General features: G+C 27.9%; 10 protein-coding genes. All 10 read left to right on the top strand.

Features of this window, described 5'->3' with window-relative positions; translation table 11 throughout:
• Positions 1 to 101: 101 nt before the first annotated feature.
• The 10 genes from CSUB8523_RS08300 to CSUB8523_RS08260 all read left to right on the top strand — a co-directional run bounded on the left by CSUB8523_RS08300 (position 102) and on the right by CSUB8523_RS08260 (position 13712).
• A complete protein-coding gene (locus tag CSUB8523_RS08300) occupies positions 102 to 2411 on the top strand; it encodes a site-specific DNA-methyltransferase (RefSeq protein WP_043020426.1) in 2310 nt (769 codons plus the stop codon).
• Positions 2411 to 3331, top strand: a complete 921-nt coding sequence (locus CSUB8523_RS08295; protein WP_043020194.1) for a hypothetical protein — start codon at positions 2411 to 2413, stop codon at positions 3329 to 3331. Before CSUB8523_RS08300 ends, CSUB8523_RS08295 begins: the two co-directional genes overlap by 1 nt.
• Before the next feature lie 49 nt (positions 3332 to 3380).
• Positions 3381 to 3527, top strand: a complete 147-nt coding sequence (locus CSUB8523_RS10080; protein WP_158336979.1) for a virulence RhuM family protein — start codon at positions 3381 to 3383, stop codon at positions 3525 to 3527.
• A gap of 71 nt (positions 3528 to 3598) precedes the next feature.
• Entirely contained in the window at positions 3599 to 6415 is a 2817-nt protein-coding gene (locus tag CSUB8523_RS08290) for a DEAD/DEAH box helicase family protein (protein WP_043020193.1), read from the top strand.
• Entirely contained in the window at positions 6412 to 7515 is a 1104-nt protein-coding gene (lpxB, locus tag CSUB8523_RS08285) for a lipid-A-disaccharide synthase (protein WP_043020192.1), read from the top strand. Before CSUB8523_RS08290 ends, lpxB begins: the two co-directional genes overlap by 4 nt.
• Positions 7516 to 7518: 3 nt before the next feature.
• The gene (greA, locus tag CSUB8523_RS08280) at positions 7519 to 8004 is read left to right on the top strand and encodes a transcription elongation factor GreA (RefSeq protein ID WP_039664536.1); all 486 of its coding nucleotides are present in this window, start codon (positions 7519 to 7521) and stop codon (positions 8002 to 8004) included.
• Positions 8004 to 9737, top strand: coding sequence for a phosphoethanolamine transferase (locus CSUB8523_RS08275; protein ID WP_043020191.1), 1734 nt, complete (start codon positions 8004 to 8006; stop codon positions 9735 to 9737). The genes greA and CSUB8523_RS08275 overlap by 1 nt, the downstream gene beginning before the upstream one ends.
• A complete protein-coding gene (locus CSUB8523_RS08270) occupies positions 9734 to 10462 on the top strand; it encodes a metallophosphoesterase (protein WP_148308440.1) in 729 nt (242 codons plus the stop codon). Before CSUB8523_RS08275 ends, CSUB8523_RS08270 begins: the two co-directional genes overlap by 4 nt.
• Complete coding sequence (locus CSUB8523_RS08265; protein ID WP_039664535.1) at positions 10462 to 11415, top strand: chemotaxis protein; 954 nt, start codon at positions 10462 to 10464, stop codon at positions 11413 to 11415. Before CSUB8523_RS08270 ends, CSUB8523_RS08265 begins: the two co-directional genes overlap by 1 nt.
• A gap of 2 nt (positions 11416 to 11417) precedes the next feature.
• On the top strand, positions 11418 to 13712 hold the full coding sequence (locus CSUB8523_RS08260; protein ID WP_039664534.1) for a hybrid sensor histidine kinase/response regulator: 2295 nt from the start codon (positions 11418 to 11420) through the stop codon (positions 13710 to 13712).
• Positions 13713 to 13716: the final 4 nt, after the last annotated feature.

The raw sequence follows: 13716 nt of genomic DNA, 5'->3' as shown, positions 1-13716 counted from the left end.
AATTTTATTATGTTTTGTTAAAATATATGTTTTATTTAAGAATTTAAATGATTTTTGAAAATGAAAACATAATTAATATCTACTTTAAGGAAGAGCAAAATATGGATTATAAAAAAGCATTTTATTCAAAATTAGAAGATTGTTATTTGGGTGTGAAAATCAAAAACTCGCAAAATCATGCTAAAAATGGTTTTACAAATTTACTTGTTATAAAAGAAAAATATTTTCAAAAAATCAAAGACTATTTAGACACGCAAAAGCTTTATACAGATACTTATAATAAACTTTATAATTTTTTTAGCACTTATTTAAACGAAACAGGAACGCCGTTTTTTTACGATACACCTATGTATAAAAATATCTATGCAAGGGTATATTCAAACTCAAAAGACACAAGTCTTTTTTATAAAACACAAAAATTATACTATGTAAAATCAGATACTATTTACAATCCTTTAAGCTTGCAAAGTGAAGATAAAAAATACACTTTAAATTTTCTTACCGATGAGTATGAGCAAAATGCTGATAATAATAAAAGTAAAACAATTTTTATTTGCAAAAATATACAAGATAGCAATATAAACATAAAAGTGATAAATTCTAAAAATTATGATGGCGCAAATGTATTTAAACAAAACTCAAGTGAATTTAGTGATGTTTTTTTAAAGACTTTAAAAAATGCACAAATAAACATAAAAGAAGAAGAGCTAAAAAAGCTTTTTAAAACTTATAAAAAACAAAATGAAGTAGATTTTTTCATACATAAAAATGCGAAAGAATTTTTAAAAGAACAATTTGATTTGTGGTTGTTTTCTTATGTGAATGATAGCATTACCGAATGGACCAAAGAAAAGATAGATGAGATTAACGCTCTAAAACAAATTGCTTTTGCTATCATTGACTTGATAGCTGACTTTGAAAATGAGTTAAAAGCTATATGGTTAAAGCCAAAATTTGCTAAAAATGCTCACTATGTATTTAGCTTAGATACTATTAAATCACACTCAAATAACGCTGATGAAATTTTAAAATCCATCTATAAAGATATAAAATTTAATGAGCAAATCACAGAATGGAAAGAATTAAATTTCATAAATGATGAATTTGATATAAATGTTATAAATGATGAAAAATATAAATTCTTACCATTTGATACAAAGTATTTAAGTGAGAAAAATTATTATAAACTTTTGCAAAGTTTTGAAAATTTAGATGAAATTTTAAACGGAGAGCTTGTAAAAGCAGATAATTTTCAAGCACTTAACTCTCTAATGCCAAAATACCAAGGTAAAATAGATATAATTTACATAGATCCACCATTTAACACAGGAAGCGACTTTGATTACAAAGATAAATTTCAAGATAGTACTTGGCTTTCTTTGATGCATAATCGCTTAGAACTAGCAAAAGAATTTTTAAGCGATAAAGGAAGTTTTTATTTGCATTTGGATCACAATGCAAATTATCGTGGCAGAGAACTTTTAAATGAAGTTTTCGGGGAAGAGAATTTTGTAAATGAAATTGTGTGGAGTTATCAAGGAACTGGAGAGCCAAAGATAGGTTTTAAGAATAAACATGACTATATTTTATTTTTTTCCAACAAACTTGATAAATTATATTTTAATCGATTAGAAGCTATGGAAAAAATTAGTGAATTTTCAAAATCTAAATACAATAAAGAAGATGAAAATGGAAAGTATAAAGAGATAAAACATAGCGGTGGAAAAATTTTTAAACAATATGAAAAAGATGAAATGCTAATGAGATCTGTATGGGAATTACCTATAATAAATGCTCAAGCTTTGGAAAGAATTAAAGAATATAAAATAACTCAAAAACCTGAAGCTTTACTTCAAAGAATAATAAAGGCAAGCAGTAATGAAAATTCTATAGTTTTTGATTATTATTCGGGAAGTGGCACGACAATAGTTACTGCACATAAACTAAAACGCAAATGGCTTGGGGTGGAAATGGGAGAGCATTTTTACAAAGTCATCATTCCTAGAATGAAAAAAGTTTTAAATGGTTTTGTTTGTGGTATAAGCAAAGAAGTAGAATTTAAAGGTGGTGGTGCTTTTAGATACTATGAACTTGAAAGCTATGAAGAAAGTTTAGAAAATTGTGAATACAAACTTGATGAAAATTCACTCATAGATTATAGAAAATCACGCAAACTCATAAAAGCACTCAAAAAAGGTGAAAATATATGCCTTGATATGAATGCTTATAATAAAGAATTTGATATATTTTTAACGATGTCAAATCTTTTAGGACTTCAAATCAAAAATATTTTTATAGATGAAAATGGCATAAAATCTTGCAAATTTGAAAACGATGAGATTGTGAATTTAGAAAATATAGATTTAATTAAATATCCAAAACTAAAAAATCTAATTTGGTGGGAAAAGTGATGAATGAGAGTGAATTATATATTTATTTAGGACAAGATGAGCATTATATTACTCTTGATGAAATGAATTCGATTGTAAATGCTATTAATATAATTAGCAATGATTTGTGTGTAAAGTTGTTATCAAATTATCAAGATATTTCATTGGTTATATATCCATGTGAACAAGGTTCGTTTAAATTAAAAATTAAACATATGTTGTTAGGTACAGGTGTTTGTATTTTGACTTGGCTCAATGAAAGTGAAGCTGGTAGAGCCTTTGTTGAAGGCTTAACAGGACATGAAACACCATATTACTATAAGAGGGCTGGACAAATTTTAGGAGATGCAATAAAAGGTGTGTTAGAAAAAGATATATTTACACTCGAAAAAATAAATAATGAATTAGGTAATTGCGGGTATATTTTAGATAAATCTATAAAAGAAAAAAGTGTGTTGTATGAAGCAATCAATAAGAGCAAAACGATAAAATCAATAAGTTTTAACAATGAGAATAGCAATGCAATACCAAAAAAAGATTTTATTAATCATATTAAAAAAGGTGATATTATCCGTCAATTAAAACCTAATTATGAAATATTAGATTTAATAATTTCAAAATCGATCAACACTAAGCAACAAGGAAAATGGACATTTGAATTATTAGAGACTAAAAAAAAGTTTAATGCAAAAATACTAGATAATGTATTTATGTCAAAATTTTTGGATGGTTTTTATCCGCTTAAAGAAGGTAATCAGGATGATATTATCAAGGCTTTATTACGCATAGATACAAAAATAAAAAATGGAAATAAGGAAACGGAGGAATACTTTATTCAAGAAATTTTTAATTTCAATGAAAATAAAATTAAAGTTATTCCTCAAGAATTTGAAAAATATCTGCAAACAAAGTATGATTATAAAATGCCAAGCCTTTTTTAATTGAGATCAGAGGTAATAAGCTAATGCAAATAACATTATTTTTTACACTATGCAAGTTAAAAAGTTCAAAGCAGGGCTTTATGAACTTGGCGATAGTGTGTATTTAAATCAAGAAAGTTTAGTAAAACTTTTTTACATCCTAAGAGAAAATATTGATATGTATATTAAAAACATATTGCAAGATGAGCGGTTATAAGAATTTCAGTATGTAAAAAATTCTTACATGCTGCAAATGATAATAAACAATTAAAGCTTTAAAGGAAAATAATGGCTAAAGCAAAACAAAACACAAGAAAACATTTATTGTTAAACAAATTTATCCATGATAAATCACTAGTACAAAAGCTTGATGAAAGTTATGATTTTAGTAATTTTTCTCAAGCCATAAATTTGCAATTTTATCAGCAAGAAAGTGTTAAAAATGCTTTAGCCATACTTTCTTTTTATATGAAAGATGAGTTAAATTTACATGAATACAATCAAGAGCACAGAAAACTTTTAGAATTTTATCAAGATGAAAGCGAGAATTTAAAACTACAAAAAGAACATATCGCAAGAGCTTCATTTTGGATGGCTACAGGAAGCGGTAAAACTATAGTTATGATCAAACTTATAGCTTTGATACATGAATTTATTAAAAATAATCAATTACCTAAAAAGCCTATCATGCTTTTAGCACCAAATGACAAGATTTTAAATCAATTTAAAGCAAATATAGCTAAATACAACAATCATCACAGTAATTTTATCAAAATAAAAGATTTAAAAGATTTTGAAAGCATAGAAAAAGAAGCTAGTTTGTTAAATGAAGCGGTGGTGTATTTTGCAAGAAGTGATTTACTTGAGAGTGAAGAAAATGTAGGCAAAGATAAAAAAGCAAAAAGATTAAATTATAAAAATTATCTTAATAAAGATGGTTGGTATATATTGTTAGATGAAGCTCATAGAGGCGATAGTAAAACATCACTAAGAAAAAACTATTATCATGAGCTTGCTAGAGGTTTTATCAAAGAAGATGAATTTCCAAAAGGCTTTGTTTTTAATTTTTCTGCTACTTTTGAAGATGAAATAGACTTTGTAACTTGTGCTTATAATTATAATCTTCAAAAATTCAATCAAGAAGGATATGGTAAAAATATAGCAGTTTTAAATGAGAATTTAGATTTTAAAAGTGAAAATAACGAAGAAGCAAAAATTAAAACGATTTTAGAAAGTTTTATAATATTCAATGCTATTGTAAAATCAAAAGAAGAATTGTTTTTAAAAAGACAAGATTTTACATATCATAATCCTTTAATTATAGCAGTTTCTGATAAAGTAAATACTCAAGATGCGGGTATAAAAGCGTATTTTAAAGTAGTGCATAGTGTGCTAAAAAATAAAGTAGATGTAGGTAATATAGCCTTAGAACTTCATGAAAAACTTCAAAATCAAAATTTGCATTTTGGTATAAATACACTAAGCGATGATTTTTTGAAATATATAAAAAATGCAAATAACGATGAACTTAGAGAAAATATTTTTTATGCAAATGCAAATGCAAATTTAGAATGCTATAGTATTAAAGGAAATGATAAAGAATTAGCTTTTAAGAGTAAAAATTCAAACAAATCTTTCATGCTTTTAAATATTTCAAATGCAAAAGAATGGGAAAAAGATTTTTTACTTGAGCTTGGGGTAGAAAGCATAAGTGATATATCACAAAGTCATTCTTCTATCAATATAATGTTAGGAAGTAAAGTTTTTTCAGAAGGTTGGGATAGCAATCGCGTAAATTTAATTTCTTTTATCAATATAGGCAGTATTAATGCTAAAAAATATGTTTTACAAACTATAGGAAGAGGTGTTAGAATAGAACCTTTCTTAAATATAAGAAAGAGATTAAATGCTTTAAAAGAAATGTTTAAAATCGATGAGCGATGTGTAAATTTAGCATGCGGTTTAGAAACTCTTTTTGTAATGGCAAGTGATAATGAAGCCATAAAAGCTATCATAGAGGGTATAGAATGTGAATTTATGGAAAGTATGCATTTAAAAGGATTTAAAGAAACAAAAATGTCATTTAATTTACCTGTGCCAAAATACAAAAACGAAGCAAAACTAAAAAATATTTATAAAATTTCAGAAAAAGAAGCAAAATCTTTAAAAGAATTTATAAAATCTTATGATGAGGATGTTTTGATTTTAGAGCAGTGTTTGTATAAAAATTTTAAATATTCTACATTAGAAGAATTTTATAAATTTAGCAATGGCAAAGAAAGTAAAATACAATTATCAGGAGATAGAGTAGAATTTAATGAAAAAACAACATTAAAAATAATTAATAGTGTGTTAAATTCTAATGCTAAGGTTTTAGATAAATTTGTAAAGTTAGAAGAAGAAATAACGCACCATAAAAATATACAAGCAAAGTTAGATTTTGAAACCGTTCAAAAAATTAATAAGACTATAAAAAATGTTTTAAATGCAAAAAGTGAAGATGAATTAAAAGCAGACTTTGAAAATAAAAAAATAAATTTAGATGAGCTAATGCAAGGTATAAAAGAAAGTCAAAAAAGCAAGGAAGTGCAAAATTATATAATTAGTGCAAAACTTAGCAAGCATTATTATAGCCCTTTAATCATTTACAATAAAAACGATAAAGAAAATAAGATTAATTTTGCCATTTCTAATAAAAGCGAAAAAGAATTTTTAGAAGATTTAGAAAGTAATTTAAAATCACCTTTTTTTGAACAATATGAATGGTATTTTTCTAAATTGGTAGAAAATCAAGATGAAATTTATATCCCTTATTTTGATGAAGAACAGCAAAAAGAAAGAAAATTTTATCCTGATTTTATATTTTGGTTAAAAAATAAACAAAGTGGAGATTTTTTTATATATTTTATAGATCCAAAAGGCTTAAAAATAGAAGATAATCCTAGATTTAAATTAAAAGGCTTTAAAGCAATATTTGAAAATAAAAATTTAAGTTATGAAGATAAAAGTATAAAAGTTAATTTATTTTTTTATAATAAAAATTATACTTTTTCGGATGAATTAAAAGACTTTGTTAAATCCACAATAGAGGATATTTTCAAATGAAAACCTTTTTAGTTTGTGCCTTAGAGCCTTCAGCAAATTTGCATTTAAAAGAAGTTTTAAAAGCTTATAAAAATGAGTATAAAGAATTTGATTTAGTGGGAATTTATGATGAGAATTTATGTGAAGAATTTGGTTTAAATTCCAAGCCACTTTATAGTTCACATGAGTTTAGTGCTATGGGTTTTATAGAGGTTTTGCCTCTCATTTTAAAAGCTAAAAGAGCTATAAAAGAGCTAGTAAATCTAAGTCTTACTCAAAATATTGATGCGATTTTGTGTATAGATTCACCTGCTTTTAACATACCTTTTGCAAAAGCTTTAAAAAAAGCAAATTCTAAAGTAAAAAGAATTTATTATATTTTACCTCAAGTTTGGGCGTGGAAAAAAGGTCGTATACCCATCATAGAAAGTCATTTTGATGTGCTAGCTTCTATTTTACCTTTTGATAGTGAGTTTTTTAGTAAAAGCACTTATGTGGGACATCCGCTTTTAGATGAGATAAAAGAGTTTAAAAACCAAGAAGATATAAATTCTATATTTTCAAAAAAAGATGATGAAAAAGTCATCGCTTTTTTATCAGGCTCAAGAAAAAGTGAAATAAAGCGTTTAATGCCTATTTTTAGAGAATTAAGCACTAAATTTAAAGGTAAAAAAATCCTTTGTGTGCCTGAGTTTAATCTAAAAAGATTAGATCTTTATGGTGATGTGGGTAATTTTGAAATTCAAACTAATACCCCAAAAGTGCTTAAAAATGCTGATTTTGCTTTTATTTGTAGTGGCACAGCTACACTTGAAGCAGCTTTGGTTGGCACGCCTTTTGTGCTTGCTTATAAGGCTAAAGCTATTGATGTATTTATCGCAAGATGTTTTGTGAAGCTTAAGTATATAGGCCTTGCAAATATCTTTTTAAATTTTGCAGGAAAAAGCGAACTTAATCCTGAATTTTTACAAGAGCAAGTGAGCGTAAAAAATTTGCATCAAGCTTATCTTAAATACGATTATAAGGCATTTTTTGATAAAGTAGATTTTTTAAAAGAATATTTGCAATTTGCAAGTGCAAAAAATTTAGCTAAAATACTTTATGAAATCAAACAAGGATAAATTATGCAAAAAGAACCTATGAGTAAATATGGCTATGAAAAATTAGAAAAAGAATTAGAGCATTTAAAAAAAGTTGAACGCCCAAAAGTGGTAGAAGAAATAGATATAGCAAGAAGCCATGGCGATTTAAAAGAAAATGCAGAATATCATGCAGCTAGAGAAAAACAAGCTTTTATAGAAGGTAAGATTGCTGAACTTGGAGATTTGATCTCAAGAGCGCAAATCATCGACCCATCTTCTTACGAGCATGATAGTGTGAAATTTGGCTCAACTGTGGTAGTAGAAGATTTAGACAGTGAAAAACAAAGCACCTATACTTTAGTAGGAGTTAATGAAGGAAATTTAGAAAAAGGTTATATTTCTATTAGTTCGCCTATTGCTAAAGCAATGCTTGGTAAAAAAGAAGGCGATGACTTTAAAGTACGCTTGCCAAAAGGTGAAAGTGAATTTGAAATCATCTCTATAGAATACAAAGCTTTGGAATTTTAATGCAAAAAAAAAGATATTTCGATTTTGTCGTTGAATATTTTCCGCATATTTTTTTAATTTTTATTTTAGATACAAGCATTTCGTTATGGTGGAGTTATTTAACTTTTGAAAGAGAAATATTTGAATGGATTATATTTAAAGCTGTAAAAAATATTTTTATAGTGCTTGTATTGAATATTTTTATTATTCATCTATTTTTTATTTTATTAAAGGAAAAAACCAAGTATGTTGTATATTTTTTAACTTTATTTGCTATTTTAGTTTTTTTGTTGCAAACTTATTTATTATTAAATTATTCTGCTAAATTTAATCCTTTGTTTATAGATGTGTTACTACAAACAACTTGGACTGAAATTTTTGAATTTATAGAAACTTATATCAATAAAAGCTATATTATTTATTTGTTTTTATTTGTTTGTATAGTATTTTTGTTTTTTTATATTTTTAAATCTATTCAAAAAAAACTTAGTATTAAAAATAAAACAGTAAAAAAGTTTATAGGAATCATTTATATCCTATGTATTTTTGGATTGCTTATAGATTGCACCAATAGATATTTTATTAAAAAACATGGAATAAATTCTATTGATAAAATAAATTTTAGTTTTTTTATTGATATTCCAGAGCAGTTTTTAAGATATTATGCTAACAATGGTATATGGGCAAGTTATAATTTTTATTTGAAAAATTATGAGCGTATTTTTAATTTATATAGGGGGGGGGTAAGTATTCAAAAGAAAATTCCTTATATAGTATTTATTATTGGAGAAAGTACTCAAAGAAATTATATGAGTTTATATGGATATAATCTTCAAACAACTCCAAAACTAGAAGAATTAGAGAAAAAAGGATATTTGATTAAATTTAGTGATGTTATAGCTCCTTTTGCAAGTACTCATGCTTCTTTAAGAAGGGTTTTAAATTTTTCAAATATTGAAAATGAAGAAGAATGGTTTAATCAATTAAATATGGTTGATTTATTTAATTTGGCAGGTTATAAAAGCATATTTATATCAAATCATGAACCTTTATCTGGCCACACAAGTATCACAACAGCTGTAGCCAATAGGGCAGATAAAGCTATATTTATTGATCAGTTTTCTACTGATGATAAAATTTTTACAAAACAAACAGATGGAGTAATGTTGCCTATTATAAAAGATAGCATTGATTCAAAAAATTTTTTTATTGTTCAGCTTATGGGAACTCATTTTAAATATAACAGAAGATTTGAGAAAGGATTTGTAAAATTTGAAAATAAAGATATTAATAGAACTCTTAATAATAAAGAAAAACAAAATGTCGCTGATTATGCAAATGCAGTTTTGTATAATGATTATTTTATTAATGAGACTTTTAATTTGTTTAAGGATAAGGAAGCAATTATAGTGTATATAAGTGATCATGGAGAGAGTGTTTATGAATTTCGGGGTAGAGCTGAGCATTTTGTAACTTCAAGATTTACTGCTGAAATCCCGTTCTTTTTTATAGTTAGTGATAAATTTAAACAAAAAAATCCAGAATTACTAAATAAAATAATCAAAGCAAAAGATAAACCTTTTATGAGTGATGATTTAATTCATACTATGGTAACTATAGCAGGAATTAAGGTAAGGGATTATAATAAAACTAGAGATATTTTAAGTGATAATTTTAATGAAAAAAGAGTGAGAATTTTTAATGGTGAAATTGATTATGATAAAATTTTAAAATACGAGAAAGCCAAATATTGATTAGTATCAAAGAAAATGCTATTTTTATCGCTGATGCGCACGAAAATGAGAATAGACGTGGTTTTTGGAAATTTTTACAAATTTTAAAAAATGGTGAAATTCAAACTCCACAGCTTTTTTTAATGGGTGATATTTTTGACTTGTTAGTTTATGAAGTCAAAGCTACTCATGAATTTGCATTGCCTTATATAGAGCTTTTGGAGGAATTAGCTAAAAAAATTGAGATAGTGTATTTGGAAGGAAATCATGATTTTAATTTAGCCAATTTTTTTACTCGTGTAAAAGTTTTTAGTATAGATAAACAACCTTTGCTTTGTAAATTTGAAGATAAGGCGCATACTTTTGCCCAATTAGCTCATGGGGATATTTTTTTAAAACCATTTTTACAATTTTGCTTAAAAAGTTTGAGAAATCATTATTTGCTTTGCTTTTTAAATTTTATCAATAATCTTTGTGACTTTAAGATAACACAAAAAATTCTACAAAATCAAAACAAAAAACAACTTGTTGGAAAAATTAATAATTTTGATTTGATTATTAAAAATCGAATTGAAAACTATAGAACTAAATTTGTTATAGAAGGACATTATCATCAAGATGTGCTTTATAAATTTAATGAGATAAAATATTTAAATTTAGCTACTTTTGCATACAAGGAAAGTTTTTTTATAGTAGAATATAACTCAGAAATCAGATTTCACAAAATAGAACTTAAGGAGGCATAATGTTTGATGAGAATGTCGTTAAAACAGGTTCAAATGAAATGGAACTTGTTGATTTTCGCATCTTTAAGCAAGGCCAAGATAAAGTTTATGAGGGAATTTATGGTGTGAATGTATCTAAAGTTAGAGAAATCATTAAAATTCCTTTCTTGACTGAAATTCCAGGAGTGCCTGAGTATGTTGAAGGTATCTTTGATCTTCGTGGCGTGGTAATTCCTGTGATTAACTTAGCTAAGTGGATGCAAATTCAAGAACCAGAAATGACAAATATAAAACCTAGGGTAATCATTACTGAATTTAGTAATGTATTAATCGGTTTTATCGTGCATGAGGCAAAAAGAATTCGTAGAATTAATTGGAAAAATATCGAACCAGCTAATTTTGCTACAAGTGCAGGTAGTTTGGATAAAAGTAAAATAACAGGTGTAACCAAAATCGAAGGCGATGAGGTATTGTTGATTTTAGACTTAGAAAGTATTGTACAAGAGCTTGGAATTTATACCCCGCAAACTGATATTGAAGATGATAAAATTCAAAAAATTGAAGGTATAGCTTTAGCACTTGATGATAGTTCTACTGCAAGAAAACTTGTTAAAGATTTACTTAATAAAATCGGATTGAAAGTTGTAGAAGCAAAAGATGGAGTTGAAGGTTTACAAAAACTTCAAGAGTTATACGGGGCATATGGTGATGATTTAAGCAAACACTTAAAAATCATTGTAAGTGATGTTGAAATGCCTCAAATGGATGGTTTCCATTTTGCGGCTAAAGTAAGAGAAGACGAGAGATTTAAAAATATTCCTATCGTATTTAACTCTTCTTTGTCAAATGAGTTTATGAGTGATAAAGGTGTTAAAGAAGCAGGTGGAGAAGGGTATTTGGTTAAATTTAATGCAAGTGATTTCTTTGCTGAAATTTCCCGCGTTATTAAAAAACATGAAAAAGGTGAGGAGTAAAAATGGAAGATATTCAAGAAATACTTGAGGATTTTTTAGTTGAAGCCTTTGAATTAGTCGAGCAAATTGACCATGATTTGGTTGAATTAGAAGCAAATCCTGAAGACTTAGAGCTATTAAATAGAATTTTCCGTGTTGCGCATACTGTTAAAGGTTCGTCAAGTTTTTTAAATTTTGATGTTTTAACAAAACTTACTCATCACATGGAAGATGTTTTAAATAAAGCAAGGCACAATGAGCTTAAAATTACTCCTGAGGTAATGGATGTAGTTTTAGAGTCTATTGATATGATGAAGACCTTGTTAAATTCTATTAGAGATAATGGAAATGATACGACTATTGGACTTGATATTGCTCCAATTTGTGCAAGATTAACGGCTATTTCAGAAGGTGAAAGTTTAGAGTCTGTTGCACCAGTTAAAGTTGAAGAAGTAAAAGAAGAACCAAAAGCTGAAGAACCTGAAGTAGATGTGAATAAACTAAGCGATGATGAAGTGGAAGCAGAGATTGAAAGACTTTTAAAAGTAAGAAAAGCAGAAGATCAAGCAAGACGCGCAGAAAAGAAAAAAACACAAGAAACCAAAGCAGCTCCTGCTAAAGCAGCTCCGCAAGCACAAGGTGCAACTGCTGAGAAAAAAGTTCCTGCAGCAGGTGGTGGAAGCAGCGGTGCAAATATGGATCAAACCATCAGGGTTGAAGTAAAAAGACTTGATCACTTGATGAACTTAATCGGTGAGTTAGTATTAGGCAAAAACCGCTTGTTAAAAATTTATGATGATGTTGAAGAAAGATATGATGGTGAAAAATTCTTAGAAGAATTAAATCAAGTTGTATCACAGCTTAGCATCGTTACAACAGATATTCAGCTTGCGGTAATGAAAACAAGAATGCAACCTATCGCAAAAGTTTTCAACAAATTTCCAAGAGTTGTGCGTGACTTGGGTCGTGAACTTGGTAAGCAAATGGAGCTTGAAATTTCAGGGGAAGAAACCGAACTTGATAAGTCAATTGTAGAAGAAATAGGTGATCCTATTATGCATATGATTAGAAATTCATGTGATCATGGCATTGAAGATCCAGTAACACGTGCGGCAAATGGCAAACCAGAAAAAGGAACGGTTAATCTTAAAGCTTACAACGAAGGAAACCACATTGTCGTTGAAATTGCTGATGATGGTAAAGGTTTAGATGCAGATGCATTAAAAGCAAAAGCGATAGAGAAAAACTTAATCACAGAACGCGAAGCAGATCAAATGAATGACAAAGAAGCGTTTGCACTGATTTTCAAACCAGGTTTTTCAACAGCTGCCAAGATCACCAATGTATCAGGTCGTGGCGTTGGGATGGATGTTGTTAAGACAAATATTGAGAAACTAAATGGTGTGATTGAGATTGATAGTGAGCTTGGAAAAGGCACTGTGATGAAGCTTAAAATCCCACTTACCTTGGCGATTATTCAGTCATTGCTTGTGGGTACACAAGAAGAATTTTATGCAATTCCACTTGCAAGTGTTCTTGAAACAGTTAGAGTGCCAATTGATGATATTTACACTATTGAGGGTAAAAATGTATTAAGATTAAGAGATGAAGTTTTATCTTTAGTCAGACTTTCAGATGTATTTGGTGTAAAACAAGTGCTTGAAAATAGTGATCAAACTTATGTGGTTGTTATAGGTGTAGCAGAAAGTAAACTTGGTATTATAGTAGACACTTTAGTAGGTCAAGAAGAAATTGTTATTAAATCTATGGGTGAGTATTTGCAAAATATCCAAGGTATAGCAGGGGCGACTATTCGCGGTGATGGTAGAGTTACATTAATCATTGATGTTGCGGCTATGATGGATATTGCAAAAGAAATCAAAGTTGATATCAAAGCTCAAATTGAAGCGCAAGCTAAAAAGGTTGTGAAAGAAAAACCAAGCGATTATACAGTGCTTATAGTGGATGATTCTAAGATGGATAGAAACATTATGCAAAAGTCATTAGAGCCACTAGGTGTGAGTATTATAGAGGCAACTAACGGCGTAGAAGCCTTAAATACAATCAAATCAGGTGAGTATGATATTGATGCAGTATTGATTGATATCGAAATGCCAAGAATGGATGGTTATACCTTGGCAGGTGAAATTAGAAAGTATTCTAAGTATAAAAATCTTCCGCTTGTTGCAGTAACTTCAAGAACTAGCAAATCAGACCGTTTAAGAGGTGTGGAAGTAGGAATGACTGAGTATATTACTAAGCCTTACTCTCCAGAGTACTTAGAAAATGTAGTTAGAAAAAATTTAAAACTAGGATAAGAAG

This window comes from Campylobacter subantarcticus LMG 24377 (assembly GCF_000816305.1).
GTDB lineage: Bacteria > Campylobacterota > Campylobacteria > Campylobacterales > Campylobacteraceae > Campylobacter_D > Campylobacter_D subantarcticus.
Note: the sequence above shows the minus strand (reverse complement) of the source record. Positions and strands in the feature narration are given on the sequence as shown.

Coding starts and splice junctions, on each gene's coding strand:
- CSUB8523_RS08300 (WP_043020426.1), top strand. CDS start 102: ATGGATTATAAAAAAGCATTTTATTCAAAATTAGAAGATTGTTATTTG.
- CSUB8523_RS08295 (WP_043020194.1), top strand. CDS start 2,411: ATGAATGAGAGTGAATTATATATTTATTTAGGACAAGATGAGCATTAT.
- CSUB8523_RS10080 (WP_158336979.1), top strand. CDS start 3,381: ATGCAAGTTAAAAAGTTCAAAGCAGGGCTTTATGAACTTGGCGATAGT.
- CSUB8523_RS08290 (WP_043020193.1), top strand. CDS start 3,599: ATGGCTAAAGCAAAACAAAACACAAGAAAACATTTATTGTTAAACAAA.
- lpxB (WP_043020192.1), top strand. CDS start 6,412: ATGAAAACCTTTTTAGTTTGTGCCTTAGAGCCTTCAGCAAATTTGCAT.
- greA (WP_039664536.1), top strand. CDS start 7,519: ATGCAAAAAGAACCTATGAGTAAATATGGCTATGAAAAATTAGAAAAA.
- CSUB8523_RS08275 (WP_043020191.1), top strand. CDS start 8,004: ATGCAAAAAAAAAGATATTTCGATTTTGTCGTTGAATATTTTCCGCAT.
- CSUB8523_RS08265 (WP_039664535.1), top strand. CDS start 10,462: ATGTTTGATGAGAATGTCGTTAAAACAGGTTCAAATGAAATGGAACTT.
- CSUB8523_RS08260 (WP_039664534.1), top strand. CDS start 11,418: ATGGAAGATATTCAAGAAATACTTGAGGATTTTTTAGTTGAAGCCTTT.